This is a genomic window from Luteimonas rhizosphaerae (genome assembly GCF_002849595.1).
GTDB lineage: Bacteria > Pseudomonadota > Gammaproteobacteria > Xanthomonadales > Xanthomonadaceae > Luteimonas > Luteimonas cellulosilyticus.
The window spans coordinates 226,075-252,940 of sequence record NZ_NRQR01000002.1 but is presented as its reverse complement, the minus strand read 5'-3'; the positions used below and the strand labels follow the sequence as shown (position 1 = coordinate 252,940).

The following is a 26,866-nucleotide window of genomic DNA, read 5'->3' as shown; positions in this document are numbered from 1 at the left end:
TTTCGAACCCCGCCGCGCCACCAGTCAACCGGTTCGCCTCAGCGGGGCGCGCATTGTGCATAGGCTGGAAACGATCCGCAACCCTTGATTGCAGATGAAATGAACTTTAGCGATCGAAGCGCCGTACCGTGCTCAGACCGGAACGGCATCGCCGGGTGATGCGAGCCATCGTTCGACGATCACCGCCGCGGCCACTGCGTCCAGGGCGGCCGCGTCACGCCGCTTGCGGCGGCCTTCGGCCCGATCGATCGCGAAGCGCTGGGCGGCCTCGATCGAACTGGCGCGCTCGTCCATCAACACCACCGGCACCCGGTATCGACGCTTCAGCTCTGCGGCGAACGTGTGGGCGCGCGTGCGGGCGGGCTGATCGCCCCCTTCCAGGGTCATCGGATCCCCGACGATCATGCCGTCGGGACGCCATTCCTTCTGCACCTTGTCGATCGCCGGCCAGTCGACCTGTTCGCCATGGACATCGATGACCGCCAGCGCTCGCGCGCCGTGGCCGAACGCGCTGCCCACCGCGACGCCGATCCGCCGGGACCCGACGTCGAAGCCCAGGACGGTGCCATCGCGCCGGATGCCGTCCTCGCTCATGCGTGGCCGGCGTAATCGGCGATATGCATCATGTCGATGCCCAGGCGGCCCGCCGCGGCCTGCCAGCGGGATTCCAGCGGCGTGTCGAACAACAGCTGGGCGTCGGACGGCGCGGTGATCCAGGTGTTCTCGGTCAGCTCCTTCTCCAGCTGGCCGGCGCCCCAGCCCGCACAACCGAGGGCGACCGTCGCATGGGCAGGTCCATCACCGGCCGCCATGGCCTCGAGCACGTCGCGCGACGTCGTCACGAACAACCCTGGCGCGATCTCGAGGCTGGAATCCCACCGCCCGTCGCCATCGTGGAGCACGAATCCGCGCTCGGGATGAACCGGCCCCCCTGCCAGGACACGCTGTTCGCGCAGACGCTGGTCGACCAGCACGATGCCCATCTGTTCCAACACATCGCCGAGCAGATACTCGGACGGCCGGTTGACGACGACGCCCATCGCGCCATCGCCATCGTGCTGGCAGATCAGGGCGACCGCCCTGGAAAAATCGGGATCGGCAAGCGACGGCAGCGCGATCAGCAACTGGTTGGCGAGGGGTGTGGCGGCAGGAGACATGCCCGCATTCTAGCCACCGCTCCGGCAACCGGCATCACGCGGCGCTGTCGCGCGGACCCCCGCAGCCGCGTCCGTCCGCATCGGGCAGCCGCGTCCCGCACCAGCGATCCATGAAGTTGAAGAGGAACCCGTAGTTCCCGTGGTAGCGCGCGTGGTGCAACTGGTGCCGTCGGCTGGCCGCGATCCAGCTGTCGGCGGGCGCGCCGGGCCGGACATCGTAGTTGCTGTGACCCAGGTTGTTCAGCAGCAGGCTCAACACCGGCAAGGCCAGCAGCGCGGCGAAACTGAAGTCGTGCACCAGCATCGGCAGCAGGATCACGTTGCCCAGCAGCGCCGCCTCCAGCGGGTGGAAGCTGTACGTCGCGAACGGCGTCGTGACGAGCGAACGGTGATGCTGCTGGTGGAACCGGCGCAGCGGCCTGGTGTGCAGCAGGCGATGGCTGGCGTAGAAATGCACGTCGTTCCAGACCAGCAGCGCCAGGATTTCGACGCCGACCCGGAGCGCCCCCCCATCGACGGCGAGCCGCGCCCAGCCAGCGTGTACGAACCACCAGGGAATCACGCTGCCGATTCCGAAGATCGAGACCGACACTGCGGACCCCGCCAGTTCCCGACGGATCTGTCCCGCGCGCAAGGGAGTCGCATCGATCCGGCGGCCCACCCGGAGCGTCGGCAGCACGGATCGGGTCAGCCACCAGGTGCCGCCGCACAGCAGCACGTACAGCGCGCCGAAGAATGCGGTGCCCCAGCCTGCCGCGGCCGGCGCGGACAGGTCTGCCCACGCCACCCCGAGTGCGTCGAAGGCGTCCATCGGTCAGAGACCGAACTGGATCTCCTGCGGCGTGGCGACGCGCACATCGAGCACTTCGACATCGGCGCGCAAGGTGCGTCCGGCAAGCGGGTTGTTTCCGTCGACGGTGATCGAGTCGCCATCGATCGCGGTCACGACGACCTCGAGCGGCCCCTTCTCGGTCTGGGCGCGCAGCTTCTCTCCGACGGCGGGAATCCCGCTGCCGGTGAACGTCGCTTTGGGCAGAACCTGCACGAGACCATCGTGCCGCGGCCCGAAGCCTTGCTCGGGCGGAATGTCCACGGAAAACTGCTCCCCTGCCCGCTTGCCCTCCAGCGCCTGTTCCAGCCCCTGGATGATGGTGCCGGTGCCGTGCATGTAGACCAGCGGATCGTGGCCACGCGTGGTGGTGATGCGCTGCCCCTGCGGGTCGGACAGGGTGAAGTGGACCGTGGCGACGCGGCGGAGGGCGATGTCCATCAAGTAATCCCGTTCGACGTGGAGGCCCGATGGTGGCGCCACGGCGGTGACCGGCGCAACCCGGGGCTGGCCGCAGTAGGACGCATCCTCGCGACTGGGTAAGCTGCGCCCATGAGCGGCTATTGCGACATCGCCCCCGGCCATCCGCTGCACGGGCCTTACCACGACACCGAGTACGGATTTCCGCAGCGCGACGAGCGCGTGCTGTTCGAGCGCCTATTGCTGGAAATCAACCAGGCGGGGCTGAGCTGGGAACTGATGCTGAAGAAGCGCGCCGGGTTCCGCGCCGCCTACGACGGATTCGATGTCGACGCCATCGCCGCCTATGGCGACGCGGCGCGTGCGCGCCTGCTCGCCGATCCCGGGATCATCCGCAACCGGCTGAAGATCGAGGCCGCGATCCACAACGCGGCAGTCGTGCAGGCCATGCGCGCCTCGCATGGCGGCTTCGCGAACTGGTTGGACGCGCATGTCGACGACGGTGGCGCGCCGCGCGACAAGGCGGGCTGGATCAAGCTGTTCAAGAAGACGTTCCGCTTCACCGGCGGCGAGATCACCGGCGAATTCCTGATGAGTCTCGGCTACCTGCCTGGGGCGCACCGCGCGGACTGTCCGGTCGTGCGGAAGATTGCGCGGGCGAAGCGCGGCTAGCTGCACCGCGGGCGCGCGAAGCGGCGCTCGAGAACGTCGACATCATGCAGCGCGCACTGGCGCTCATCAGCCCATGCGGGACGGGCTGCCATCGCGGTGCCCGACGTCTCGTGTACGTCCCCTCGAAGCCGCCGTGGCCCCAAGCGCTGACGACGAGGTTACGACGGTTCGGACCGAGGGCAATGGCGCTTCCGACCGACGCCTGCCGGAGCTGGCCCTGCAGCTGCCAGCGATATTGCGTTGGGCGTCGCGGACTTCGGGCTGGGCAGAACCCGCGTTCGGAGCGGGAACACGGCTGCGCTCCACAGCATTCCGGCCGCTTTTGCGGCCGGAATGGGACCTCATGCCGGGCGAGACTCAGCCCTTGACCGCTTCCTGATAGCGACGCTCGACTTCGTTCCAGTCGACGACGTTGTAGAACGCGGCGATGTAATCGGGACGGCGATTCTGGTAGTTCAGGTAGTAGGCGTGTTCCCAGACGTCCAGGCCGAGGATCGGTGTATTCCCCGAGCCCACGCCCTTCATCAGCGGGTTGTCCTGGTTGGCGCTGCTCTCGACCTTCAGCGTGCCTGCCTTGTCGACCGACAGCCAGGCCCAACCGCTGCCGAAGCGCGTCAGCGCCGCCTTGGTGAAGGCTTCCTTGAACGCGTCGAAGCCGCCGAGATCGCTGTCGATGTGCTTGGCGACGTCACCGACCGGATTGCCGCCGCCCTTGGGCGACATCACCGTCCAGAACAGCGAGTGGTTCGCGTGGCCGCCGGCGTTGTTGCGCAGCGGGCCGCGCTTGTCTTCCGGCAACGCGTCGAGGTCGGCGATGAGTGCTTCCGCCGACTTGTCAGCCCATTCGGTGCCTTCGAGTGCCGCGTTGGCGTTGTTGATGTAGGTCTGGTGGTGCTTGGTGTGATGGATCTCCATCGTCTTCGCATCGATGTGCGGTTCGAGCGCGTCGTACGCGTAGCCGAGTTCGGGAAGGGTATAGGCCATGTCCATCTCCAGTGAGGGATTGATCGCGCCATTGTCCCCCGTCACGGGTAAACATGGCGACAAGAAAGGGCGCCGAAGCGCCCTGTGTGGAATGACGCGCGGAAACGCAGCGTTCCGGCGTCAGCGGACCTCGGCCACTTCGACGCCGTCCAGCCCCTGCGACAGGGTGCGCGCGTCGCCGCCCTGGGCGAGCTTGATGCGCAGGCGCACCTCGTTGGCGGAGTCGGCGTAGCGCAGCGCGTCCTCGTAGGAGATCTCGCCGGCCTGGTAGAGCTCGAACAGCGCCTGGTCGAAGGTCTTCATGCCCAGGTTCGTCGATTCCTTCATGACTTCCTTGAGCTTGTGGATCTCGCCGTCGCGGATGTAATCCTGGACCAGCGGCGTGCCGAGCAGGATCTCCATCGCCGCGCGCCGCGACTTGCCGTCCGGCGTCGGGATCAGCTGCTGCGCGACGACGCCCTTCAGATTGAGCGACAGGTCCATCAGCAGCTGGTTGCGGCGGTCTTCGGGGAAGAAGTTGATGATGCGGTCCATCGCCTGGTTGGCGTTGTTCGCGTGCAGCGTGCACAACACTAGGTGGCCGGTTTCGGCGAAGGCGATCGCGTGGTCCATGCCTTCGCGCGTGCGCACCTCGCCGATCATGATCACGTCGGGGGCCTGGCGCAGGGTGTTCTTCAGCGCGTTCTCCCAGCTGTCGGTGTCGATGCCGACCTCGCGCTGGGTGATGATGCAGCCCGCGTGCTTGTGCACGAACTCGATCGGGTCCTCGATCGTGATGATGTGACCGGTCGAGTTCTGGTTGCGGTAGCCGATCATCGCCGCCAGCGACGTCGACTTACCGGTGCCGGTGGCACCGACGAAGATGATGATGCCGCGCTTGGTCATCGCCAGCGTCTTGATGATCGGCGGCAGGTTCAGCTCTTCGACGCTGGGGATGTGCGTCTCGATGCGACGCAGCACCATGCCGACCTGGTTGCGCTGGTAGAAGCACGCGATGCGGAAGCGACCGACGCCCGACACGCCGATCGCGAAGTTGCACTCGTGGGTCTTCTCGAATTCCTCGCGCTGCGGCGGCGTCATCACGTTCAGCACCAGGTCGCGCGCCTGCTGCGGCGTCAGCGCGTTCTGGGTGATCGGCGAGATCTTGCCGTGGACCTTCATCGACGGCGGCATGCCGGCGGTGATGAACAGGTCCGACGCCTTCTGGTGCGCCATCAGCTTGAGGAACGAGGTGAAATCGATGCTGCTCATGGTGGTGCTCCGGAATCACGGCGACGACAGGACGACGAGGTGCGGGACCGGGTGTGCCGCTTCCGGTCGCGCGGATCCCTCGCGACGACCGAATGGACCGCGCGTCACTCGAACAGGCGCTTGTCCTTCGCGTATTCCTTCGCCGCCGGCCGCGTGATCAGGCCGCGCTTGACGAGATCCTGCAGGTGCTGGTCGAGCGTCATCATGCCGTACTGCTGGCCGGTCTGGATGGCCGAATACATCTGCGCGACCTTGTCCTCGCGGATCAGGTTCCGGATCGCGGGAATGCCGACCATGATCTCCCACGCCGCGGTGCGGCCGCCGCCGACCTTCTTCAGCAGCGACTGCGAGATCACCGCGCGCAGCGATTCCGACAGCATCGAGCGCACCATCGGCTTCTCGCCGGAAGGAAACACGTCGATGATGCGGTCGATGGTCTTGGCGGCGCTGGAGGTGTGCAGCGTGCCGAACACGAGGTGACCGGTTTCCGCGGCGGTCAGCGCCAGGCGGATGGTTTCGAGGTCGCGCAACTCGCCGACCAGGATGTAGTCAGGGTCTTCGCGCAGCGCCGAGCGCAGCGCTTCGTTGAAGCCGTGCGTGTCGCGGTGCACTTCGCGCTGGTTGATCAGGCACTTCTGCGAGGTGTGTACGAACTCGATCGGATCCTCGACCGAGAGGATGTGCGCGTATTCGTTCTTGTTGATGTGGTCGATCATCGCCGCGAGCGTGGTCGACTTGCCCGAACCCGTCGGGCCGGTCACCAGGATCAGACCCTGCGGCTGGTCGATCAGCTGGCGGAAGATCGGCGGACAGTTCAGGTCCTCGAGGGTCAGCACTTCCGACGGAATCGTACGGAACACCGCGCCGGCGCCGCGGTTCTGGTTGAACGCGTTGACGCGGAAGCGCGCGAGGCCCGGAATCTCGAACGAGAAGTCGACCTCGAGGAATTCTTCGAAGTCGCGGCGCTGCTTGTCCGACATGATGTCGTAGATCAGCGCGTGCACCTGCTTGTGCTCGAGCGCGGGGATGTTGATGCGGCGGACGTCGCCGTCGACGCGGATCATCGGCGGCAGGCCTGCCGACAGATGCAGGTCCGATGCCTTGTTCTTGACCGAGAACGCCAACAGTTCGGCGATATCCATGCAACACCCCTTGATGATGAACCACACAGGCCGCAACGCCGCCCGCTTGGCTGGCGCCGCCCTGTCCCCGGCGGCAGTATAGACCGGTAAACCCCGCGTCAAACCACCCTTCGAGACCGCGCCCGCCGTGCCCGACATCCCCGCCACATCCGCGTTCGAAGCCGTCCGCCAGCGCATCGCGAACGCGAACCGCGCCGCCGGTCGGCCACACCCGGCGCGCCTGCTCGCCGTCGGCAAGACGCGCGACGCGGCCGCGCTGGCGGCGCTCGCCGGCCAGGGTCAGCGCGCGTTCGGCGAGAACTACGTGCAGGAAGCGGCCGGCAAGATCGACGCGCTGTCGGGTCTCGACCTCGAATGGCACCTCATCGGCCACCTGCAGTCGAACAAGGCCAGGCAGGCCGCGACGCTGTTCGACTGGGTCCAGACCGTCGACCGCGCGAAGCTGGTCGACGCGCTGGCCACCCATCGTCCTGCCGCACGCGGCGCCCTGAACGTGCTGATCCAGGTCAACATCGACGACGAGACCAGCAAGCACGGCTGCCTGCCCGAGGACGTGCCGGCGCTGGCGGCGGCGATCCGCGCCGCACCGTCGCTGCGCCTGCGCGGCCTGATGGCGATCCCGGCGCCGCACGCGGAACCGGCCCGCCGCCGCGACGCATTCGCGCGCATGCGGCGCCTGTTCGACACGCTGGCCGGCGCCGACCCGGCCGTGGACACCCTGTCGATGGGCATGAGCGACGACCTGGAGCTCGCCATCGCCGAAGGCGCGACGCTGGTGCGGGTGGGCACCGCGCTGTTCGGCGCACGCGGCTGACGCGATCCACCTGGCCGCGCAAGCGTGGCCGGATGTCCGGCGCGCGGGCGAGCCGTTACCCTGTGCTGCCCCGCGCGCAGGCGCGGTCCGCATGGAGTTCCGCGAGATGGCCCCACCCTCCCCGACGGTCGCCTTCATCGGCGGCGGCAACATGGCCCGCAGTCTGATCGGCGGCATGCTGGCACGCGGCGGCGACGCGGCACGCGTGCGGGTCGCCGATCCCAATGCCGACATCCGCGACGCGCTGGCCCGCGACTTCGGCGTGCAGGTCTTCGACACCGCCGACGCGGCGATCGCCGACGCGGCACTGTGGGTGCTGGCCACCAAACCGCAGGTGCTGCGCGAGGTCTGCACGCGCCTCGCCGGCGCCGCGCAGGCGCAGCGGCCGCTGGTGCTGTCGATCGCCGCCGGCATCACGGCGACCCAGCTCGACCGCTGGCTCGGCAGCGACGTCGCCGTCGTCCGCACCATGCCCAATACGCCGTCGCTGCTCGGCGCCGGCGTGACCGGTCTGTTCGCGAATGCGCGCGTCGACGCCGCCGGCCGCACGCAGGCGCAGGCGTTGCTGGCGAGCGCCGGCGAGACCGTGTGGATCGACGACGAGGCGCGCATGGATGCGGTCACCGCGGTGTCGGGCAGCGGCCCGGCCTATGTGTTCCTGCTGGCGGAAGCGATGGAGGAGGCCGCGATCGCGCAGGGCCTGCCGCCCGCGGATGCACGCACGCTGGTGCTGCAGACCGTCCTCGGCGCCGCACGGATGCTGACCGAATCCGGGGAAGCCCCGGCGGAGCTACGCCGCCGGGTCACGTCGCCCGGCGGCACCACGCAGGCGGCGATCGAGACCTTCGAGGCCGGTGGATTGCGGGCGCTGGTCGCACGCGCGATCGATCGGGCGGCCGTGCGCGGCAGCGAACTGTCCGCCGCCAATGACTGAGGTCCGCGCCCGGCGGGGAGTCGCCGCCCTGCTGCTGGCGCTGCTGGTCGCCTGCGGCCGCACGCCGTCGACACCGTCGCAGGCCAGCGCCGGCAGCGACGAGTCGCGCCTGCCCGCGACCGTGCAGATCGGCGGCGACGAGGTCATCGCTACGGTCGTCCCCACCGCCACGCTCAACGACGCGATCGCCGCGCAATACGGCATCACCCGCGCCCGCGATGCGGTGCTCGTGCTGGTCAGCCTCAGGCGCGGGGATGCATCGATGCGCGGCGTCGTCACCGCGACGGCGAGCGACCTGCGCGGCGTGCGGCAGACGCTCGCGTTCCGGGAGGTCGAGGTCGGTGATCTCGTCGACTACGTCGGCATCGCGACGGTCACGCCGCCCGACACGCTGCGCTTCGACATCGCCGTCGACATCGCCGATGGGGAACGCACGACGCTGCGCTTCAGCCGGGACGTCCCGCGTCCCTGAGGCACGCGCCGATGCGTGGCGCTGCAGCGTCGAGCGGATCGCGTCGCCAGCGCGCATGGCCGGCGACGCCGCCGCCGCGAACGGATGCCGCGTGCTCAGCCGGCGTGCCGGCGCCCCCAGGCCTGGATGATCGCGGCGATCTGGCGCACGCCGTCGGTCAGCGCGGCGGGGCCCGGCTGCAGGATCAGCGGCGATTTGATCTCGTGCAGTTCGCCGTCGCGCACGGCCGGAATCGCGTCCCAGCCGGGCCGCGCGGCCACCCGTTCGGGCCGGAACTTTTTGCCGCACCAGGAGCCGAGGATGATGTCCGGCGCGCGTGCGATCACCGGATCGCCGCTGGCGAGGATCCGCGCCTTGGCCAGCGGTTCGGTCGACAGCTCGGGAAACACGTCGTCGCCGCCGGCGATGCGCACCAGCTCGGCGACCCACTGGATGCCGGTAATGATGGGTTCGTCCCACTCTTCGAAATACACGCCCGGCCGGCGCGGCAGTGATGCGGCCTGCACTTCGACGGCGTCGAGGCCGCGCTGCAGTTCGTCCGCGTAGGCGGCGGCGCGGGCGGACGCACCGACCAGCGCGCCGAGGCGGCGCACGTACTCGACGATGCCCGCGACGCTGCGGTGGTTGCTGATCCAGACTTCGACCCCGTGCCGGATCAGGGTCGCGGCGATCTCGGACTGGATGTCGGAGAAACCGATGACGAAGTCCGGGCGCAATGCCAGGATCTCGTCGATCTTCGCGCTGGTGAACGCGCTGACCTTGGGCTTTTCCTTGCGCGCCTGCGGCGGCCGCACGGTGAAGCCGCTGATGCCCACGATGCGGTCCTGCTCGCCGAGCGCGTACAGGGTTTCGGTCGGTTCTTCGGTGAGGCAGACGATGCGTTGCGGACCCATGCGGCGACTCGATCGGAAGCTGCAGGCATTGTCGCGCATGTGCGGATGGCGCCCGTGACCGTGCGCGCGTTCAGCCGATCTCGAACCGGTGCCGACCTGCATGCTTGGCGGCATAACAGGCCGCGTCGGCGCGGATCAGGGCCTGATCGACACTGCCGGCGCCGTCCAGCCGTGCCATGCCGATGCTGATGCCCAGGCCTTCGAAGCGCGCGTCGGTGGCGGCGACCCGGGCGACCTCGTCCAGCACCCGGGTGGCGACCAGTTCGGCGGCCTTAAGCTTCTCGTTGCGCAGCAGGATCGCGAACTCGTCCCCGCCCAGATGCGCGACCACGTCGGTGTCGCGGGCACAGCGCAGCATCGCCTGCGCGACATCGCGCAACGCGGCGTCGCCGGCATCGTGGCCATGGGTGTCGTTGATCGTCTTGAAACCGTCCAGATCCATGAACAGCAGCCAGCCACGCCCGCCCAACGCGGACTCGATGCTCTGGGATAGGCACCGGCGGTTGGCCAGGCCTGTCAGCGAGTCGGTCTCGGCCATGTATCGCAGCTGCTCATTGAGACCCTGCAACGCGGTGACATCAACGGCGGCGCCACGGTAGCCGAGGAATTCGCCCTCGCGCGACCACAGCGCGCGGCCGCTGTTACTGAGAATGCGGTGCTCGCCGTCGGCGCTCGACGCACGCAGGAGCTGACCGGTGAAGTCTGTACGCGCGGCCAGCAGATCGGCCACGGCGGCGGCGCGCTCCGGCGGCAGCAGGCGCGAGGCGACCTGCGTCGGCGTGCAGCCGATCACCTCCTCGTTGCTCAGGCCGAGGGCGTCGCCGAAGCCGGCCGAGACATGAACCAGCCGGTCCTCGGCGTCGGTTTCCCAGAACCAGTCCGCCGCCACCAGGGCGAAATCGACGAAGCGTTCCTTCTGCAGCGTGGCGATCCGCAGCAGCTCGGTTTCACTGCGACGCGACTGTTCGAGGCCTGCGAGCAGTTTGCGGTAGCTGCGCATGAAATACAGCCCGAACATCGCGCCCAGCACGCACAGCGCGATCGGCACCCGATACCCGGCGCTGGCCGCCCACTGCGGATGCGGGCGCAGCCAGGCGGGCGCGCCCGCGCTTGCAAGCGCATACGACAGGCCGATCGCGGCCACCGCCACCGTGGCCCACAGCAGGCCTTGCCAGCGCGGCAGCACCAGCATCGCCAACAGCACGAACAGCGGCAGCATCATCGCGCCGCCGATGGCGCGGCCACCGGTCATCGCCATCAACACCGCGATGCCCAGGATCACCACCCCGACCGTGAGATGCCCGAAGCGGGTCACGCCGCCGTAGTGGCGGAACCCGGCCAGGCTGAGCAGCAGCAGGAGGACGATGACCATCAGGTAGCGGCCGAACGTGCCGCCCAGCACGAGTTCCATCGCGCCCATCGCGCCGATCAGTGCGATCGCGGCCAGCGCGATCAGCACCACCCCGACCGCGCGCATGTAGGCTTCCGTGGCTTCCAGCGGGAATCGCTCGGGCGGCAACAGCCAGTGCCACAACCACGTCTTGTCCATCGGATCCTGCCGTGATCGGGCGCAATGACTGTTGTCAGCCGTCCGAGCGCCGGGCGTGTGCAGACCCTTCTACAGGGATGTGGACGGACATGCGAGGAACACTGCGACAGAGACCACCGCCGAGGTCACCCGGCGCTTACGGGTACAGCATCCGCTTCGCCCAGTCGCCGGCGACGTCGCCCTCGTACAGCCAGCGCTCGTGCAGCCGGAAATCGGCGCCGTACCAGAACTCGATGCGCTCGGGTCGCACACGCAGGCCGGTCCAGCGCAGCGGACGGGGCACGTCGCGTCCTTCGAACTCGCGCTCGGCCTGCGACACGCGCTCGTCGAACGCTTCGCGCGACGCCAATATCTCGGACTGCTTCGACGCCCAGGCGCCGAGCTGGCTGCCGCGCGGCCGCGACGCGAAATAGGCATCGGCTTCGTCGTCGGCGACGATGACCACCGGCCCTTCGATGCGCACCTGGACGCCCTTGCGCACGCGCGGCCAGTGGAACAGCAGCGCCGCGTGCGGGTTCTCCTGCAGTTCGCGGCCCTTGCGTCCGTCGAGATGGGTGTAGAAGACGAAGCCGCGGTCGTCCCAGGCCTTCAGCAGCACGGTGCGCGCCGACGGCCGGCCGTCGAGCGAGGCGGTCGCGACGGTCATCGCGGTGCGGTCGGGCTCGCCCGCATCGCGGGCTTCGTCGAACAGCTGGGCGAAGGTGGCCAGGGCTTCGGATTGCAGGGCGGTGGTGGCATTCGTCATGTGGCGATGATCGCCGCGGGGCGCCGGCTTGTCGAACCGCGCCGCAGCACCGGGAGCGCATCGCGGCTGCGTTATCGTGCGCCGATGCCGCCCGCTCCAGCCCCGCGATGGTCCGACGCCCTGGTCGCGTCGCTGCTCGACGACATCGACGCGAGCGGCGCGCGCTGCTTCGGCATCAGCGGGCTGCAGGGCACGGGCAAGTCGACGCTGGCTGCGCAGCTCTGCGATGCCGCGACGCGGCGCGGGCGCCGGGTCGCGATCCTGTCGCTCGACGACCTGTATCTCGACCGCGATGCCCGCCGGATCCTCGCGCGCGACGTCCATCCGCTGCTCGCGACGCGCGGGCCGCCGGGCACGCACGAGGTCGCATCGGGCATCGACGTTCTCGATGCGCTGCGGGCCGGCCAGCGGGTCGCGCTGCCGCGCTTCGACAAGCTCGGCGACCGGCGCCTGCCGGCCGCACGGTGGCCGGTCGTCGAGTCGACCGATCTGGTCCTGTTCGAAGGCTGGTGCGTCGGCGTGCGCGCCGAGCCGGACACGGCACTCGCCGCCCCGGTCAATGCGCTGGAACGCGACGAGGACGCCGACGGCCGCTGGCGGCGTTGGTGCAACGCCGCGCTGGCGGCCGCCTATCCTGCGCTGTGGCAACGCATCGACCGGTTGCTGTTCCTGCAGCCGCCGGAGTTCGCCGTCGTCGCCGGCTGGCGCTGGGAACAGGAACTCGCGCTGCAGCGGGCCGAGCCCGGCCGCGCGGGCATGGATCGCGCGCAGGTCGCGCGATTCGTGCAGCACTACGAGCGGGTCAGCCGGCAGGCGCTGCGCACGCTGCCGGACATGGCCGACCGCGTGGTGCGGCTCGACGCCCACCGTCGCCCGCTCGGGGACTGAGCCGCGGCGCGCGGCCCGCCGTGCCATGCGTACGGGTCCACGCTGCTAGCATCCGTCCATGCATGCCGCTCCCAATCTGGTGCTGGTCGGCCCGATGGGCGCCGGCAAATCGTCGATCGGGCGCCGGCTCGCGTCGCGCTTCGGCCTGCGCTTCGTCGACGCCGACCACGCGATCGAACAGGCGACCGGTGCCCGTATCACCGCGATCTTCGACTGCGAGGGCGAGGCCGGATTCCGGGCGCGCGAATCACGCGTGCTGGCCAGCCTGCTCGAGGCCAGCGACTGCGTGATCGCCACCGGCGGCGGCGCGGTGCTGGATGCAGGCAATCGCGCCCGCATGCGGGCGCGCGGCTTCGTGATCCACATGCATGCCGATGTCGGCCACCAGCTGGCGCGGCTCGCGCGGGACCGCTCGCGGCCGCTGCTGGCCGGCAACGATCGCCAGGCCGTGCTGCAGCGCCTCGCGATCGAACGCGCCCCGCTGTATGCCGAGGTCGCCCATCTCGTGTTCGACACCGGCGCCCACCAGCCGCTGGAATCGGCGGCCGAGCTCGGGCATCTGGTCGAACGCCACTGGACCCGTCTGGCGCCCGACGCGCCCTCCCCCACTTCTCCGGATTCCGCATGACCGCACCTCCCCGCCGCGTCGATGTCGACGGCGCGCAGCCTTATGCCATCGACATCGGCGCCGGCCTGCTGGCCGACGGCGCCCGCCTCGTCGCGCCGCTGCGCGGCAACGACGCGATCCTCGTCAGCGACCGCAACGTCGCGCCGCTGTATGCGGACCGCGTCGCCGATGCGCTGCGCACGGCCCGCCCGGGGCTTCGCGTCCACGTCCACGTGCTGCCTGCCGGCGAACAGGCGAAGACGCTCGCCCACTTCACCGAGGTCATCGACGCGCTGGCGCGTGCGGGCGCGCGCCGCGACGCCTGCCTGTACGCCATGGGCGGTGGCGTCATCGGCGACCTGGCCGGGTTCGCCGCCGCCTGCTGGATGCGCGGCATCGACTGCGTGCAGCTGCCGACCACGTTGCTGGCGATGGTCGACTCCTCGGTCGGCGGCAAGACCGCGGTCGACCTTCCGCAGGGCAAGAATCTCGTCGGTGCCTTCCACCCGCCGCGTGCGGTGCTGGCCGATACCGCGGCGCTGCGCACGCTGCCGGCGCGTGAGCTGCGCGCGGGATTCGCCGAAGTCGTCAAGTACGGCGCGCTCTGCGACGCGCCGTTCCTCGACTGGCTCGACGCCCACGTCGACGCGCTGCTGGCGATGGACGATGCCGCGCTGTCCGAGGCGATCGCCCGCAGCTGCGCGCACAAGGCCGCGATCGTCGCGCGCGATCCGTTCGAGCACGGCGAGCGCGCGCTGCTGAATCTCGGCCACACCTTCGGCCACGCGATCGAGACCGAACAGGGCTACGACGGCCTCAACCATGGCGAAGCGGTCGCGGTCGGCATGGTGCTGGCGGCGCGGTTGTCGGACGCGCTCGGTATCGCGCCGGCAGCGGATACGCGGCGGCTGCGCGAGGTGCTGCAGCGCTTCGGGCTGCCGGTCGACCTGCCAGCCGGTCTCGATCCGGAGCGGCTGCTGGCGCACATGCGGCTCGACAAGAAAGCCGTCGCCGGCGGCCTGCGTTTCATCGTCTGGGACGGGATCGGCCGCGCGCGCGTGCTGGCGGACGTGCCGGAATCGGCCGTGCTGGCGGTGCTGACGGCGCGCTGAGGGCGTCGTCTGGAGGCAGCGCCGCGGCAGGACGTGCCCTCAGCGGGCGTCGTCGGCGCCGCTGCGGCCGGCCCCCATGCCCACGCCCATTCCGCCACCGCCACCTCCGCCGCCTGCGCCACCGCCGCCGCCACCTCCGCCTCCGGCGCCACCACGATCGCCACCGCGCTTGCCGCCCTCGGTCCGCAGCGGCCCCTGATCGGGGATGACCAGTGACTCGGGCACCGGCGCGAGATCCAGCGCCTGGCGGATGAACCCGCGCAGGGACACGACCAGCGCCGCGGTCCGCACCGCGCGGCCGGCGACCATGTCCCCCGCGGCACGCGCCGCCAGCGCCACCTGCTCCTCGGTGCCCAGCAGGATCACGTCCGACAGCGCCGCCTCGACCGCGTCGCGGATGCGGCGCCGACGCTCCGAGCTGTTGTCGGGCGCGACGAGGATCGCATCGGCACCTTCGCCGCCCGTCTGCGCGACGGCCGCGCGCCGGCGCAGGTCGCGCAGATGGCTGGGATCGACGTCGAGTTCGCCGGTGAACGACCCGCCCAGAGTCTTGTAGGCGGCGATTAGGGTCTTGAGGCGCTCGTTGATCTGGCGGTTCTCGCGCTCGCGGCGCCGCTGCACGGTCTGCATGATCAGCAGGCGCACGCCGACCACCACCAGCGAGACCAGCACCAGGCCCAGCAGGGTCGACGCGGTGGCGTTCCAGGAACTGAAATCGATACCGCGCATCGTCGACGACTCCCTCGCGACCCGGACGGGCGCGTGACCCGGATCATAGAGGCTCGGCCACGCCCGGCGCGCCGCGTCGGTGCGGCGCACACCGGACCACGACCGCCGCACACCGCCCCCCGTACAATGCGACGCCATGCGCCTGTACCTGCAACAGCACCCCGCCGGCAACGAAGCGCCCCGCTTCGTCCAGCTGACCCTGCAGCCCGACCTGCTCGGCGGCTGGACGCTGCTGCGCGAAAGCGGCCAGGTCGGCGGCCGCAGCACCCTGCGCCGCGACCAGTACCTCAACCAGCCGAGCGCGCTGACCGCCCTCGAAGCCGCGCGCGATGCCCAGCTCAAGCGCGGGTTCCAGCTGATGTTCGCCCGCGGCAGCGACGCGCCGGCCTGACGCCGCCGCGTTGCTCCCACCTTCCAAGGATTCCCGCTTCCGATGTCTGCCGCCGTCCTCCAGAACGATCGTTTCCTCCGCGCCCTGCGCCGCGAACCCGTCGACCGCACGCCCGTCTGGCTGATGCGCCAGGCCGGTCGTTACCTCCCGGAGTACCGCGCATCGCGCAAGGCCGCCGGCAGCTTTCTGGCGATGGCGAAGAATCCCGAACTCGCCTGCGAGGTCACGCTGCAGCCGCTCGCGCGTTTCGACCTCGACGCCGCGATCCTGTTTTCCGACATCCTGACCATTCCGGATGCGATGGGCCTGGATCTGTATTTCGTCGAAGGCGAAGGCCCCAAGTTCCGCCATCCGGTGCGCGACGCCGCCAGCATCGCCAGGCTCGGCGTGCCGGACATGGAAACGGAATTGCGCTACGTCATGGATGCGGTGCGCGTGATCCGCCGCGAGCTCGACGGCAAGGTGCCGCTGATCGGCTTCTCCGGCAGCCCGTGGACGCTGGCCTGCTACATGGTCGAAGGCGGCGGCAGCAAGGATTTCGCCCGCATCAAGGCGATGGCGCTCAACGACCCGAAGGCGCTGCACGCGCTGCTGTCGGTCAACACCGATGCGGTGATCGCCTATCTCGCTGCGCAACGCGCCGCCGGCGCGCAGGCATTGCAGGTATTCGACACCTGGGGCGGCGTATTGAGCCCGGCGATGTACCGCGAATTCTCGCTGCCGTATCTGACCCGCATCGCGCAGGAGTTGCAGCGCGGCGACAGCGCGGACCGCACGCCCCTGATCCTGTTCGGCAAGGGCAACGCCGCGTATCTCGATGAACTCTCGCGCTCCGGCGCCGAAGGCGTCGGCGTCGACTGGCTGATCGAACTCGGCGACGCCGCGCGTCGTACGGAGGGCCGTGTCGCCCTGCAGGGCAACCTCGACCCGACCACGCTGTACGGCGCGCCCGACGCGATCCGCGCGCAGGTCCGCCACGCGCTCGACAGCTACCGCGACGGCAACGGCGGTTCGCGCGACGGCCACATCTTCAACCTCGGCCACGGCATGTCGCCGGACATGAATCCCGACCACGTCGGCGTGCTGGTCGACGAAGTGCACGCGTACAGCGCGCGCTGACTGCAGCTCGTCCGTAGAAGCGCGCTCGCGCGCGAACGCGCTCTACCGGGACTGCGTCTTCGCGCGCACACGCGCTCCGAGAGCAATGGCGCCCGGCGCTGCGGTTGGCGTCACCGGCGTCCAGGCGTGCCGGCATCCACGCCGTGCACGTCATCTGAATGACGGTTCGGCAAGGGCCCTTCACTTCGTCCCTTTCACCCCGACACGTCGACCACGACCTCCGGCGCGCAGGCGAACAGGCGCGTGCCGGGCTCGCGGTCCACGCGCCAGCCGCCGGCGAACGCGGTGAAGGCCGGCAGCACGCCCGCGTTCGCGTCGAAGCGGAATGCCGGCAGGCGCGGAACACCGGGCAGGCGCACGACGGGGTGCAGGTGGCCGCCGAGGCGGTAACCCGCGCCGTCGGCGGCATCGGCCGGATCGTGGACGAACACGAACGGCGCGAACTCGAGCATCGGACCGTGCTCGTGGAGGCCGAGATCCCGGGCCAGCGCTGGGCGCGCGTGCAGGGCCCGGTCGTGGTTGCCGTTGACCAGTTCGACCGACAACGCGGCCCGGCCTGCGCGCCAGCGGGTCCACGCTTCGCGCCACGGCGCGTCGTGCACGGCGGCATGCAGCAGATCGCCGAGCACCAGCAGGCGCGCCGCGCGTGTGATGTCGAGCAGCGCATCGAGCCGCTGCAGATCGAGTGCGGTGCCGCCGCGGGGCAATGCGATGCCGGCGCGGCGGAAGTGGTCGCCCTTGCCGAGGTGCAGGTCGGCGATCGCGAGCAGCGACATCCGCGGCCACCACAGCGCGCGCTCCGGCAGCAGCACCACCGTTTCCCCGGCGAGCGCGATCTCGAGCGCGCCGGGCACTGCCGGCTCAACCACGGTTGCGCTTCTCCAGCTGCGCCGCGGCGCGTTGCACGCGGGTGCGCCAGTCCTCGGTGCTGAGCTGGCCGCGCAGCGACTCGGCCCACAGTGGAAACGACAGCGGAGTGAACGTCTTCATCGGGTGCAGGTCCAGCGTGCGCCGGCTGCAGTCTTCCAGCGTCTCGCGCAGCCGCACGACCTCGAGCTGCGCGGCGAACACCTCGCGCTCGGCCAGCGACAGCAGCATGTGATCGGGATCGTGCTGGCGCAGCACGTCGAAAAGCAGGCCGCTCGAGGCCTGCAACTGGCGCATCGAACGCGGCGCGCGGCCGGGCAGCGAGGGCGGCAGCAGCCCGGCGACGCGGGCGATGTCGCGGAACTGGCGCCGGGCGAGTTCGGCGAGATTGAGGCTCTCGCGCAGGTCTTCGAGGAGGCGCTCGGGCGCCAGCAGGGCGGCGACATCGGCAGCGCCGACGTCGACGTCCTGCGCCGGCGACAGCACCAGGCCATAGTCGTTGACGGCGAAGGTGAAGCTGTTCGGCGTGCGCCGGCCCCAGCGCAGCGACAGCAGCGCAGCCAGGCCTTCGTGCACGTGCCGGCCCGCGAAGGGAAACAGGAACAGATGCCGCCCCCCGCGCGCGTGTACCCATTCGACCAGCAATCGGTCCGGCGCCGGCAGGGCGGACAGATGCTGCTGCAGGTCGAGCAGCCGCGCGATCGCACGAAGTTCCGGCGCCTGTCGCGGGCCGTCGAACACGCGCTCGACCTCGTGCGCCAACGCGCTCGACAGCGGCATGCGGCCGCCGTTCCATTTCGGCACGGTACCGGTGCCGGCTTTGGCGATGCGCACGTAGGCGGTCATGTCTTCCAGCCGCACCAGCTCCAGGGTGCGGCCGGCGAACTGGAATTTGTCGCCGGCGCGCATGCGACCGATGAAGCTTTCCTCGACCGCGCCGAGGCCGCCGCCGCGCATGAGCTTCACGCGCACCGCGCCGTCGCTGGTGATGGTGCCGATCGACAGGCGATGGCGCAGCGCGACGCGCCGGTCGGTGACGCGATAGAGGCCGTCGTCATCGCGTTCGACCCGGCGGAAATCCGGGTAGTGCGCCAGCGCCTGGCCGCCCTGCACGATGAAGTCGAGCACGGCACGCCAGCTGGCGTCGTCGAGCGCGCGGAAAGCCTGGGTGCCGCGCACTTCGTCGCACAGCGCGTCGCTGTCGAAGCCGCCGCCGAGTGCCAGCGTGACGCAATGCTGGGCCAGCACGTCGAGGCTGAGCCGTGGCGCGGGTCGCGATTCGATCGTGCCCTGGGCCACGGCCTCGCGCGCGGCGGCATATTCGACCAGTTCAAGCGCATGCGTCGGCACGCAGACCACGTGCCCCGCCTCGCCCGGGCGATGCTTGGCCCGGCCGGCGCGTTGCAGCAGGCGCGCGACGCCCTTGGGGCTGCCGATCTGCAGCACCTGGTCGACCGCGGGAAAATCGACGCCCAGGTCCAGGCTGGACGTGGCGACCACGCAGCGCACGCTGCCGTCGCGCAGGCCGTCCTCGGCCGCGGCGCGCAGCTTCGGATCCAGCGAACCGTGGTGCAGGGCGAGCGTGTCGGGTGTCTCGGGCCAGACCGCCGACAAGGCGCGATGCCACAACTCGGCCTGCGAGCGGGTGTTGCAGAACAGCAGGCTGGTGCGCTCGGCCATCAGCCGCTCGAGCACGCGCGGCAGCTGGGCGAGTCCGAGATGCCCGGCCCAGGGGAAGCGCTCGTCCTCGTCGGGCAGCAGCGTGTCGATGGTCAGGACCTTCGGCGCCACGCCGGCCACCGTCGGTGCATCCGGCAGATGCGGCAGCAGCGCATCGCGCGCCTCGTCGAGATTGCCGAGCGTCGCCGACACGCCCCAGATCCGCAGCTGCGGATTGAGCATGCGCAGCCGCGCGAGCGCCAGCTGCAGCAGCACGCCGCGCTTGTTGCCCAGCAGTTCATGCCATTCGTCGACGATCACGCAGCGCAACGTCGACAGCCGCGGGCCGGTATCGGGATAGGAAAGCAACAGCGACAGCGATTCCGGCGTGGTGATCAGCGCATCGAGCTTGCCCTCGCGCGCCAGCCGCTTGTCGCGTGCGCTGGCGTCGCCGGTGCGCAGGCCGATCTGCCAGTCGAGACCCAGCGCCTCGACCGGCGTGCGCATCGCACGCAGGGTGTCGGCGGCGAGCGCGCGCAGCGGGGTGATCCACAGCACGGAGAGATCGCGCGGGGCGTTGCGGGTGCGTGGCGCCCGGGGCCGAGGTGTCGACGCGGTGGCGTCTCCCTGCACCGCCCCTTCTTCTGCAGGCACCGCAACGGACGCGGCGGAAGCCGAGAGGCGATTGGCAGCGCTCTTGCCTCTTGTGTTGGCGCCCGACGTCACGACCGGACTGGCCTCGTCATCCGTCGTCACCAGTGTCGAAGCTGGCCTCGGCTGTCGCTTGCGCGCCGCTGCGGCTTCGATCGCCAGCGCCTCCAGCAACGGCCCGCCGAGCGCGGCCAGGGTCTTGCCGCTGCCGGTCGGCGTCTGCAACAGACCGGATTCGCCGGCCAGATAACGCCGCCAGACCTCGCGCTGGAACGGCGCGGGCGTCCAGCCCTGGGCATCGAACCAGGCGCGCAGCGGCGCGTCGGGGCCGCGCAGCCGCCTGGTCGCTACGACGGGAACGGCATCGTCGGTGGTCTCTTGCGGTCGAGAAGGCGTCGGGTCGCTGCGCTTGGCGGCCGCGCGCGGCGCGCGTGGCGTCATCGCGCCAGCGCCTTCAGCGTGTCGAGCCGGTCGGCCTCGGCCATCGGCTTGTCGCGTCGCCAGCGCAGGATGCGCGGAAACCGCACCGCGATCCCGGACTTGTGCCGCTTCGACACGTTGACCGCCTCGAAACCCAGTTCGAACACGTGATGCGCCTTGACCGAGCGCACCGGCCCGAACCGCTCCAACGTGTTGCCGCGGATCCACTTGTCGAGCGCGAGGATCTCGCTGTCGTCGAGGCCGGAATAGGCCTTGGCGACCGGCACCAGGGCGTCGCCATCCCACAGGCCGAAGGTGTAGTCGGTGTAGAGCGTGCTGCGCCGTCCGTGCCCGGCCTGCGCGTAGAGCAGCACCGCATCGATGGTCAGCGGATCGATCTTCCACTTCCACCAGTCGCCACGGCGGCGACCCGTTTGATACGGCGCATCGGCGCGCTTGAGCATCAGGCCTTCGACGCCGCGATCGCGCGCTTCCTCGCGCAGCACGGCGGCCTCGGCCCAGCCGGTCACCTCGACGCGCGGCGACACGACGATGCGCGGATCGCCATGCGCTTCGACCAGCGCTTCGAGCGCCGCGCGGCGTACGTGCTGCGGTCGCGCGCGCCAGTCCTCGCCATCGCGTTCGAGCAGATCGTAGACCTGCAGCCGGACGGGAGTATCGGCGAGCGTCTTCGGGCCCGGCTTGAGGCGCTGGATGCGGGTCTGCAGTGCGGTGAACGGGAGCGGAGCCTCCTCGTCCGCGCGCCACGCGAGCAGTTCGCCATCGAGCACCACGCCATCGGGCAGCGCCATCGCGGCGGCCTCGATCTCGGGAAAGCGCCCGTCCAGCCGCTCCTCGCCGCGCGACCACAGCGCCACTTCGCCGTCGCGGCGCAACAGCTGCAGGCGGATGCCGTCCCACTTCCATTCCAGCAGCCAGTCCTCGATCGGGCCGAGCGCGCGGGCGACGGCGTCGGGATCGTTGGCGAGCGCAATGATGTCCGGCGCGATCTGCGGTTCGCCGTCGTCGGGTGGCGTCGCCTCGGGCAGCCCTGCTTCGGCGCGCAAGGCGGATTCCAGCGGCGAGGCGAGAAAGAACGGATACGGCTGCTGCCGATCGCCAGGCAGCTCCTCGACGGTGAGCAGATCGCGCAGGAACTCCGGCGTCGGTGCCCAGCTGCCGAGCATGCGCTGCGCGAGCCGCGCGATATCGATGCCGGTCAATTCGGCCAGCGCCTGCTGCACCAGCCGCTGCGACACGCCGACACGCAGCGCACCGGTCAGCAACTTGTTGAACAACAGCCGCTCGTCGAAGCGCAAGGTGCGCCAGGCATCGACGATCACCGCGCGGCGGCGCTCGACGTCCTGGTTCGCAACCGGCAGCAGGCGCGTCTCGATCCAGTCCGCCAGCGCGAAATCCGGCGCCGCCTCGGCGGGATCGTCGAGCAGCAGGGCCAGCGTCTCGCCCAGATCGCCGACCTGGTCGTAACTGTCGTCGACCAGCCAGTCCGGCGTGCCGGACTCGATCGCGATCCATTCGCGCAGCTCGCGCGTGTTGGCGATCTTCTTGCGGGCGCTGGCGACCTTGCCACCCGACAGCAGGTACAGCGCCCACGCCGCGTCGCGCGGCGGTGCCTCGCGGAAATAGCGGACCAGTGCGGCGCGCTTGTCGAGGGTGGCGGTGCTCTGGTCGAGCTCGCGGTAGAGCTGGGCGAAGCGCTTCATGCCGATCGCGCCGACGCGGCGGGCGCACTGCGAAGCAGTCTCACTCCTCACCCCCGAAATCCGTCCGGAACGCCTCGGCCGCAATCCCGTCCTCGTTGAGCGCGCGGATGATCGCGTCGGTATTGCCATGCGTCGCGATCACGCGCGACGCGCCCGTCTCGCGGACGGTGCGCATCAGGTCCGGCCAGTCGGCGTGGTCGGAGACCACGAAGCCGCGATCGTAGTTGCGACGGCGGCGGTTCCCGCGGATCTGCATCCAGCCCGACGCGAACCCCTGTTGTGCACGGCGGAACCGCCGGATCCACGAACTGCCGGCCGCAGACGGCGGCGCGAGGACCAGCTTGCCGGCGAAGTCGGCCGCCTTGTCGGTGTCCGAGACGGGCAACGTGTCGATCATCGGCACGCCGGCGCGGCGGTAAACATCCACGCCGTTGGCGACCGCGCCATGCAGCAGGACCGGTTCATCGGTATGCACGGCCAGCTCGGCCAGTACGCGCTGCGCCTTGCCGAGCGCGTAGCAATAGAGGATCGCCGCCTCGCCGCGTTCGGCGCAGTGGTCGCGCCAGGCGACGATGTCGCGTGCGACCTCGGACGTGTCGGGCCAGCGGTACACCGGCAGGCCGAAGGTCGCTTCGGTGATGAAGGTGTCGCAGCGCACGACCTCGAACGGATCGCAGGTCGGATCGTGCTGGCGTTTGTAGTCGCCCGACGCGACCCAGACCTCGTCGTCCACCTCGACCCGCACCTGGGCCGAACCCAGCACGTGCCCGGCCGGATGCAGCGACACCGTCGCCGTCCCCATCTGGAACGGCACGCCATACTCGTGCGCCGCGTAGATCTGCTCGCCCAGACGCCATTCCAGGATCGGCAGGCCGATGCGCGTCGTGTGGTAGGCGCCCATCCCGGTCCGCGCATGGTCGCCGTGGCCGTGCGTGATCACGGCCCGCGGCACGGGCCGCCACGGATCGATATGGAAGTCGCCGGCGGGGCAGTACAACCCCTCGGGGCGCAACTGGATCAGATCCTGGGACGGCTTGGTCATGGACGCAGTCTGGGCACCGCCTTGTGCAGGAGGTGCCAAGCCTGGCGAGGCGCCGTCTCAGGATGTGCGACGGGCCGATCGCGGCGGCGCCGGCGCAATTCCGCATCCGATGGGGCCTCGCCGCGGACCGGACGCCAGTTCCAGGCCAGGGCGTCCGACAGCATCTCGCCGGTCAGCGGCTTGCGCAGGAAGCCGGTGAAGCCGGACGCGCGCGCCGCGGCTTCGGCGCCGGCATCGGCACGCGCGGTCACCGCGATCATCGGCTGCACGAACCCGTGCGCACGCATCATGCCCGCGAGCGTCAGCCCGTCGATGCCGGGCAGATCGAGATCGAGCAGCGCCAGATCGAAGCTGCGCGCGGCGATCTCGGACAGCGCCGTCAGGCCATGCATGACATGCACGACCTGGTGGCCCTGCGACTGCAGCAGGCCGCCGATCACTTCGGCCACCGTCTGGTCGTCCTCGACCAGCAGGATCTCCAGGCCCACGGCGGCGATCAGCCGGTCGTGGCCCGTCCCCGCCTGCTGCCGCGGTGGATCCGACACCAGTGGCAACGGCAGGCAGACCTGGAACCGCGTGCCCACGCCCAGCGTGCTCTCGACATCGATGCGGCCGTCCATCGCCGTCGACAGTTCCTGGCTGATCGCCAGTCCGAGCCCGCTGCCGCCGTAACGCGACGCGGTGCGCACGGACTCCGCCTGCTCGAAGCGGCGGAACAGGCGATCCCGCTGCTCCTCGCTCAGGCCCGGTCCCGTATCGCTGACGACGAAACAGATGGCGCCGTCGGCCTCGAGCCGGACCTGCAGCCCGACGCGCCCACGCTCGGTGAACTTCACCGCATTGCCGACCAGGTTGAGCAGGATCTGGCGCACGCGACCCGGATCGCCGCGCACCCAGGCCGGCACGTCCTCGTCGATACCCGTTTCGAACGCGAGCGCCTTTCGCCGTGCCATCGGCTCGCACAGCGCCGCGACGTCCTGCACCACGCGGGCGAGCTCGAACGGTTGCGGATCGAGTTCCAGACGGCCCGCTTCGATGCGCGCGAGATCGAGCGCGTCGTTGACCAGTCCCATCAGATGGTTGCCGGCGCGCCGGATCGATTCGGCGTAACCGCGCTGGCGGGGATCGAGCGGCGTGTCGAGCAGCAACTCGCTCATGCCGAGCACGCCGGTCATCGGCGTACGGACCTCGTGTCCCAGCGTGGCGAGGAAGCGTGTCTTGGCGAGCGAGGCACGTTCTGCGAGCTCGCGTTTCTCGACGGCGAGATGCCAGGCGTGACGACGCTTGAGGCGAACGCGGTAGACGTGGGCGGCGCCCCACAGCACGACCGCCACCGCCAGCGCGGCGGTGAGCAGGGCGGTGATCGTCTTCCACCACGGCGGCGTCTGGCGGATGGAGATCGGCGCCAGCGCGATCCAGTCGCCGTCTTCCGTGCGCGCTTCGACGAACAGGGAATAATCGCCGGGCGACAGGCGGGGAAACACGCGCTCCGCCGAGATTCCCGCGTAGACCCATTCGGTCTCGTGGCCCGCGAGGCGGAACCGGTAATGGTGCGCATGCGCGTCGGTGAACGACAGCAGCCGCGCGACGACGCGCAGATCGGTATCGCCATGACGCAAGGCCAGCGGTCCTTGCGGCGGGCCCTCGACGACTTCGTCGCCGCGGCGCAGTTCCAGCGTCTCGAGCACCAGCGGCGGCGTCGTGCCTCGCCGCTTGACCTGCTCCGGATGGAACAGCAGCAGCCCCTCGGCGGTGCCCACCGCGAAGTAGCCGTCCCGCGAAATGCCGATCGCATGCTCACTGAATTCCTGGCTGAGCAGGCCGTCGCGCACGCCGTACGTCCGGATGCGCGACGTCGACGGATCGAGGCGCAACAGGCCTCGTACCGTCGTGATCCACAGCACGCCGCGGGCGTCGATCGCCACGTCGCCGGGAATCACCTGGGGCAACCCGTCCGATGTATCGAATCCGCGTCGGTAGGTCAGCCGCGCCCCATCCCACCGGTACTCATCGAGGCGGCCCATACCGGCCAGCCAGACCGAATCGTCGCCCTGGTAGGTCATGGCGCTGACATGCGAGCCCGGGCTGCCGGCGACCGGCGCGAACGTGTTGCGCGCCGCATCGAGCTGGAACACGCCCCCCGTCGTCGACAGCCAGATCGCGCCCTGGGGCGTGCGGACGATGCGCACGGGTCGCACCGCCGCGGGCAGGCCGCGACCGTCGCCCGGCAGGATGGTGCCGATGACACGCCCGTCGGCGTCGCGTCCTTGCACGCCCTCGTGGCTCGCGAACCAGAGGGTGCCGTCGGGACGCTCCGCGATGCTGTTCGGAAGACTGCCGATGAATGGATCCTGCGCCTGGTCGTGGGTCCACACGCGCGCATCGCCGGTTGCCGGATCGAGACGCAGCAGCTGGAAAACACAGGCGACCCAGACGACGCCGCTCGCGCTCTCGTGCACGCTCCGGCTGATCCGGCTGCCGCAGACCCGCGACATCCGGTGCTCGACCACACCCGTGCGAGGCTCGACGATGTCGAGGCCACCGCCGCTGCCCACCATCCACAAGCGCCCGTCGGCCGTGGGCGCGACGCCATAGACGAGCGCATTGGACAGGCTCGCCGGATCGCCCATGCGCCGCTGGAGGACCGTGAAGTTGCGCCAGCTCGCCGGCAGGTACCACAGGCCCGAATCGCTGCTGGCGAACCACAGGCCGCCTTCGCGGTCCTGGATCGCCGAGGACCAGGAGGGACGCACCGCGCCCCGGCTGGTCACACTGAACAACGGCACGTCCTGGATGCGGCCATCGATCTCGCGTGCCAGGCCGCTGCTCGTGTCGTACCAGCGTCCGCCCTGCTGGTCCTCGACCAGCATGTGCAGCACCGGCCTGTCCAGCACGGGATCTCGCCATGGAATGTGCTCCACGCGCCCGTCGGGTCGGTGGACGACGCCACCGCCATGCATGCCGATCCACAGATTCCCCTGCTCGTCCGCCTCCAGGCCCTCGACGAGCGGCGCGACGTCCGGGGGCATGGCGACGCGCGTGAAGCCCTGCCCGTTCCAGAAGGACAGGCCGTCCTTCGTACCGACCCACAAGCCGCCGTCGGAACGCGGAACGAGATAGGCGACGGCGTTGGACGGCAGGCTGTCCGGGGCGGATGGATCCGCCTCAAAGCGTTGCAGGCCGCCATCCGGCGCAAGCCGGTAGAGTCCCGACTCCGCCATCCCGAACCAGACCGCGCCATCCCGGGTCGAGGTCACCACCCAGACGGCGTCGATGCCGATGGCCGGATGGGTCTGCCGGGTGTAGTGGGTGAAGCGGGCGCGATCCGCGTCCAGCATCGACAGCCCGCCCCGACGCGTCCCCACCCAGACCCGGTCGCGCGCATCGACATGCACGGTCCACACCTCGTTGTCGTGCAGCCCGTCCTCGACCCGCCAGACACGGAAGCCGACCCCGTCGTAGCGGGCGAGGCCGTCACGCGTCGCGACCCATAGATAGCCTTGCTGGTCTTCGGCCAGCGCATTGACGCGGTGCGAAGGCAGCCCGTCGAGCACACCGATCTGGCGCGGTTGCGGCACGCTGGCCGTGACCGTCGTATGGGTCGACGCCCATGCGGAAGACGCCCACACCAGGCACCACACGGCCAGCAACGCAATCCCTGCATGACGCATTCCGTTCCCCGAACCGCCGACGGTGCGCGGACCGCGCTTCCCTGGCGGGCATCCTCGCAACGCAGCGTTGTGACCGCAAGTTGCAAGGCGTTCGAGGTCCGTGCCTAGAATCGCCGCATGCCGA

Annotated in this window: 25 protein-coding genes; 9 read left to right on the top strand and 16 right to left on the bottom strand. The window is 70.1% G+C overall.

Annotated features, from left to right (window positions below; all coding sequences use genetic code 11):
- Positions 1–132: 132 nt before the first annotated feature.
- Genes ruvX through CJ022_RS01550 form a run of 4 tightly spaced genes read right to left on the bottom strand, consistent with a single transcriptional unit; the run spans position 133 to position 2,427 of the window.
- Complete coding sequence (gene ruvX, locus CJ022_RS01565; protein WP_101924942.1) at positions 133–594, bottom strand: Holliday junction resolvase RuvX; 462 nt, start codon at positions 592–594, stop codon at positions 133–135.
- Positions 591–1,157: a YqgE/AlgH family protein gene (locus CJ022_RS01560; protein WP_101924941.1), complete on the bottom strand. Its 567-nt coding sequence runs from the start codon at positions 1,155–1,157 to the stop codon at positions 591–593. Before CJ022_RS01560 ends, ruvX begins: the two co-directional genes overlap by 4 nt.
- A gap of 34 nt (positions 1,158–1,191) precedes the next feature.
- Entirely contained in the window at positions 1,192–1,968 is a 777-nt protein-coding gene (locus CJ022_RS01555; protein ID WP_101924940.1) for a sterol desaturase family protein, read from the bottom strand.
- A gap of 3 nt (positions 1,969–1,971) precedes the next feature.
- Entirely contained in the window at positions 1,972–2,427 is a 456-nt protein-coding gene (locus CJ022_RS01550) for an FKBP-type peptidyl-prolyl cis-trans isomerase (protein WP_101924939.1), read from the bottom strand.
- Positions 2,428–2,538: 111 nt separating this feature from the next.
- On the opposite strand from CJ022_RS01550, the gene CJ022_RS01545 reads away from it, so the two are divergent.
- The gene (locus CJ022_RS01545; protein WP_101924938.1) at positions 2,539–3,078 is read left to right on the top strand and encodes a DNA-3-methyladenine glycosylase I; all 540 of its coding nucleotides are present in this window, start codon (positions 2,539–2,541) and stop codon (positions 3,076–3,078) included.
- 357 nt (positions 3,079–3,435) lie between these two features.
- Here CJ022_RS01545 and CJ022_RS01540 read toward each other — a convergent pair whose 3' ends face one another.
- The 3 genes from CJ022_RS01540 to CJ022_RS01530 form a co-directional block, all read right to left on the bottom strand.
- Positions 3,436–4,062, bottom strand: a complete 627-nt coding sequence (locus CJ022_RS01540; protein ID WP_101924960.1) for a superoxide dismutase — start codon at positions 4,060–4,062, stop codon at positions 3,436–3,438.
- Between the two features lie 120 nt (positions 4,063–4,182).
- Positions 4,183–5,313: a PilT/PilU family type 4a pilus ATPase gene (locus CJ022_RS01535; RefSeq protein ID WP_101924937.1), complete on the bottom strand. Its 1,131-nt coding sequence runs from the start codon at positions 5,311–5,313 to the stop codon at positions 4,183–4,185.
- A 104-nt stretch (positions 5,314–5,417) separates the two neighbouring features.
- Positions 5,418–6,455 carry a type IV pilus twitching motility protein PilT gene (locus CJ022_RS01530; protein WP_101924936.1) on the bottom strand — a complete coding sequence of 346 codons (1,038 nt, stop codon included), beginning with the start codon at positions 6,453–6,455 and terminating at the stop codon, positions 5,418–5,420.
- Between the two features lie 136 nt (positions 6,456–6,591).
- Here CJ022_RS01530 and CJ022_RS01525 point away from each other — a divergent pair, with 136 nt between their 5' ends.
- The 3 genes from CJ022_RS01525 (at position 6,592) to CJ022_RS01515 (ending at position 8,675) form a co-directional block, all read left to right on the top strand.
- Positions 6,592–7,269 carry a YggS family pyridoxal phosphate-dependent enzyme gene (locus tag CJ022_RS01525; RefSeq protein ID WP_101924959.1) on the top strand — a complete coding sequence of 226 codons (678 nt, stop codon included), beginning with the start codon at positions 6,592–6,594 and terminating at the stop codon, positions 7,267–7,269.
- 106 nt (positions 7,270–7,375) lie between these two features.
- Positions 7,376–8,203 carry a pyrroline-5-carboxylate reductase gene (gene proC, locus CJ022_RS01520; RefSeq protein WP_233198545.1) on the top strand — a complete coding sequence of 276 codons (828 nt, stop codon included), beginning with the start codon at positions 7,376–7,378 and terminating at the stop codon, positions 8,201–8,203.
- Positions 8,196–8,675 (top strand): DUF4426 domain-containing protein, encoded by a 480-nt coding sequence (locus tag CJ022_RS01515; protein ID WP_101924934.1) that lies wholly within the window; start codon positions 8,196–8,198, stop codon positions 8,673–8,675. Before proC ends, CJ022_RS01515 begins: the two co-directional genes overlap by 8 nt.
- Before the next feature lie 95 nt (positions 8,676–8,770).
- Here CJ022_RS01515 and CJ022_RS01510 read toward each other — a convergent pair whose 3' ends face one another.
- The 3 genes from CJ022_RS01510 to pdxH form a co-directional block, all read right to left on the bottom strand.
- Entirely contained in the window at positions 8,771–9,568 is a 798-nt protein-coding gene (locus CJ022_RS01510; RefSeq protein WP_101924958.1) for an ABC transporter substrate-binding protein, read from the bottom strand.
- Between the two features lie 70 nt (positions 9,569–9,638).
- Complete coding sequence (locus tag CJ022_RS01505) at positions 9,639–11,117, bottom strand: sensor domain-containing diguanylate cyclase (protein WP_101924933.1); 1,479 nt, start codon at positions 11,115–11,117, stop codon at positions 9,639–9,641.
- A 136-nt stretch (positions 11,118–11,253) separates the two neighbouring features.
- The gene (pdxH, locus tag CJ022_RS01500; protein ID WP_101924932.1) at positions 11,254–11,862 is read right to left on the bottom strand and encodes a pyridoxamine 5'-phosphate oxidase; all 609 of its coding nucleotides are present in this window, start codon (positions 11,860–11,862) and stop codon (positions 11,254–11,256) included.
- 84 nt (positions 11,863–11,946) lie between these two features.
- On the opposite strand from pdxH, the gene CJ022_RS01495 reads away from it, so the two are divergent.
- From CJ022_RS01495 to aroB, 3 genes are read left to right on the top strand one after another with little or no spacing between them, the layout of a single operon-like run.
- A complete protein-coding gene (locus CJ022_RS01495) occupies positions 11,947–12,750 on the top strand; it encodes a kinase (protein WP_143703853.1) in 804 nt (267 codons plus the stop codon).
- 58 nt (positions 12,751–12,808) lie between these two features.
- Complete coding sequence (locus CJ022_RS01490) at positions 12,809–13,378, top strand: shikimate kinase (RefSeq protein WP_101924931.1); 570 nt, start codon at positions 12,809–12,811, stop codon at positions 13,376–13,378.
- Complete coding sequence (gene aroB, locus CJ022_RS01485; RefSeq protein WP_101924930.1) at positions 13,375–14,469, top strand: 3-dehydroquinate synthase; 1,095 nt, start codon at positions 13,375–13,377, stop codon at positions 14,467–14,469. Before CJ022_RS01490 ends, aroB begins: the two co-directional genes overlap by 4 nt.
- Positions 14,470–14,508: 39 nt before the next feature.
- On the opposite strand, the gene CJ022_RS17190 is transcribed toward aroB, so the two are convergent.
- Positions 14,509–15,198 (bottom strand): hypothetical protein, encoded by a 690-nt coding sequence (locus CJ022_RS17190; RefSeq protein WP_199171401.1) that lies wholly within the window; start codon positions 15,196–15,198, stop codon positions 14,509–14,511.
- A 136-nt stretch (positions 15,199–15,334) separates the two neighbouring features.
- Between CJ022_RS17190 and CJ022_RS01475 the strand changes: the two genes are divergently transcribed.
- Both CJ022_RS01475 and hemE read left to right on the top strand, forming a co-directional pair.
- On the top strand, positions 15,335–15,589 hold the full coding sequence (locus CJ022_RS01475) for a WGR domain-containing protein (protein WP_101924929.1): 255 nt from the start codon (positions 15,335–15,337) through the stop codon (positions 15,587–15,589).
- 42 nt (positions 15,590–15,631) lie between these two features.
- Positions 15,632–16,708 (top strand): uroporphyrinogen decarboxylase, encoded by a 1,077-nt coding sequence (gene hemE, locus CJ022_RS01470; protein WP_101924928.1) that lies wholly within the window; start codon positions 15,632–15,634, stop codon positions 16,706–16,708.
- A gap of 194 nt (positions 16,709–16,902) precedes the next feature.
- On the opposite strand, the gene pdeM is transcribed toward hemE, so the two are convergent.
- From pdeM to CJ022_RS01445, 5 genes are read right to left on the bottom strand one after another with little or no spacing between them, the layout of a single operon-like run.
- On the bottom strand, positions 16,903–17,577 hold the full coding sequence (pdeM, locus tag CJ022_RS01465) for a ligase-associated DNA damage response endonuclease PdeM (protein ID WP_233198544.1): 675 nt from the start codon (positions 17,575–17,577) through the stop codon (positions 16,903–16,905).
- Positions 17,570–20,326, bottom strand: coding sequence for a ligase-associated DNA damage response DEXH box helicase (locus tag CJ022_RS01460; protein ID WP_101924926.1), 2,757 nt, complete (start codon positions 20,324–20,326; stop codon positions 17,570–17,572). Before CJ022_RS01460 ends, pdeM begins: the two co-directional genes overlap by 8 nt.
- Positions 20,323–22,029, bottom strand: a complete 1,707-nt coding sequence (locus CJ022_RS01455) for an ATP-dependent DNA ligase (protein WP_101924925.1) — start codon at positions 22,027–22,029, stop codon at positions 20,323–20,325. Before CJ022_RS01455 ends, CJ022_RS01460 begins: the two co-directional genes overlap by 4 nt.
- A 40-nt stretch (positions 22,030–22,069) precedes the next feature.
- Positions 22,070–23,071, bottom strand: coding sequence for a ligase-associated DNA damage response exonuclease (locus CJ022_RS01450; RefSeq protein WP_101924924.1), 1,002 nt, complete (start codon positions 23,069–23,071; stop codon positions 22,070–22,072).
- The gene (locus tag CJ022_RS01445) at positions 23,068–26,742 is read right to left on the bottom strand and encodes a two-component regulator propeller domain-containing protein (RefSeq protein ID WP_101924923.1); all 3,675 of its coding nucleotides are present in this window, start codon (positions 26,740–26,742) and stop codon (positions 23,068–23,070) included. Before CJ022_RS01445 ends, CJ022_RS01450 begins: the two co-directional genes overlap by 4 nt.
- Positions 26,743–26,866: the final 124 nt, after the last annotated feature.

What these genes read in the sequence shown, in the direction of transcription:
- ruvX (WP_101924942.1), bottom strand. Translation starts at nt 594, where the DNA reads ATGAGCGAGGACGGCATCCGGCGCGATGGCACCGTCCTGGGCTTCGAC.
- CJ022_RS01560 (WP_101924941.1), bottom strand. Translation starts at nt 1,157, where the DNA reads ATGTCTCCTGCCGCCACACCCCTCGCCAACCAGTTGCTGATCGCGCTG.
- CJ022_RS01555 (WP_101924940.1), bottom strand. Translation starts at nt 1,968, where the DNA reads ATGGACGCCTTCGACGCACTCGGGGTGGCGTGGGCAGACCTGTCCGCG.
- CJ022_RS01550 (WP_101924939.1), bottom strand. Translation starts at nt 2,427, where the DNA reads ATGGACATCGCCCTCCGCCGCGTCGCCACGGTCCACTTCACCCTGTCC.
- CJ022_RS01545 (WP_101924938.1), top strand. Translation starts at nt 2,539, where the DNA reads ATGAGCGGCTATTGCGACATCGCCCCCGGCCATCCGCTGCACGGGCCT.
- CJ022_RS01540 (WP_101924960.1), bottom strand. Translation starts at nt 4,062, where the DNA reads ATGGCCTATACCCTTCCCGAACTCGGCTACGCGTACGACGCGCTCGAA.
- CJ022_RS01535 (WP_101924937.1), bottom strand. Translation starts at nt 5,313, where the DNA reads ATGAGCAGCATCGATTTCACCTCGTTCCTCAAGCTGATGGCGCACCAG.
- CJ022_RS01530 (WP_101924936.1), bottom strand. Translation starts at nt 6,455, where the DNA reads ATGGATATCGCCGAACTGTTGGCGTTCTCGGTCAAGAACAAGGCATCG.
- proC (WP_233198545.1), top strand. Translation starts at nt 7,376, where the DNA reads ATGGCCCCACCCTCCCCGACGGTCGCCTTCATCGGCGGCGGCAACATG.
- CJ022_RS01515 (WP_101924934.1), top strand. Translation starts at nt 8,196, where the DNA reads ATGACTGAGGTCCGCGCCCGGCGGGGAGTCGCCGCCCTGCTGCTGGCG.
- CJ022_RS01510 (WP_101924958.1), bottom strand. Translation starts at nt 9,568, where the DNA reads ATGGGTCCGCAACGCATCGTCTGCCTCACCGAAGAACCGACCGAAACC.
- CJ022_RS01505 (WP_101924933.1), bottom strand. Translation starts at nt 11,117, where the DNA reads ATGGACAAGACGTGGTTGTGGCACTGGCTGTTGCCGCCCGAGCGATTC.
- pdxH (WP_101924932.1), bottom strand. Translation starts at nt 11,862, where the DNA reads ATGACGAATGCCACCACCGCCCTGCAATCCGAAGCCCTGGCCACCTTC.
- CJ022_RS01495 (WP_143703853.1), top strand. Translation starts at nt 11,947, where the DNA reads ATGCCGCCCGCTCCAGCCCCGCGATGGTCCGACGCCCTGGTCGCGTCG.
- CJ022_RS01490 (WP_101924931.1), top strand. Translation starts at nt 12,809, where the DNA reads ATGCATGCCGCTCCCAATCTGGTGCTGGTCGGCCCGATGGGCGCCGGC.
- aroB (WP_101924930.1), top strand. Translation starts at nt 13,375, where the DNA reads ATGACCGCACCTCCCCGCCGCGTCGATGTCGACGGCGCGCAGCCTTAT.
- CJ022_RS17190 (WP_199171401.1), bottom strand. Translation starts at nt 15,198, where the DNA reads ATGCGCGGTATCGATTTCAGTTCCTGGAACGCCACCGCGTCGACCCTG.
- CJ022_RS01475 (WP_101924929.1), top strand. Translation starts at nt 15,335, where the DNA reads ATGCGCCTGTACCTGCAACAGCACCCCGCCGGCAACGAAGCGCCCCGC.
- hemE (WP_101924928.1), top strand. Translation starts at nt 15,632, where the DNA reads ATGTCTGCCGCCGTCCTCCAGAACGATCGTTTCCTCCGCGCCCTGCGC.
- CJ022_RS01460 (WP_101924926.1), bottom strand. Translation starts at nt 20,326, where the DNA reads ATGACGCCACGCGCGCCGCGCGCGGCCGCCAAGCGCAGCGACCCGACG.
- CJ022_RS01455 (WP_101924925.1), bottom strand. Translation starts at nt 22,029, where the DNA reads ATGAAGCGCTTCGCCCAGCTCTACCGCGAGCTCGACCAGAGCACCGCC.
- CJ022_RS01450 (WP_101924924.1), bottom strand. Translation starts at nt 23,071, where the DNA reads ATGACCAAGCCGTCCCAGGATCTGATCCAGTTGCGCCCCGAGGGGTTG.
- CJ022_RS01445 (WP_101924923.1), bottom strand. Translation starts at nt 26,742, where the DNA reads ATGCGTCATGCAGGGATTGCGTTGCTGGCCGTGTGGTGCCTGGTGTGG.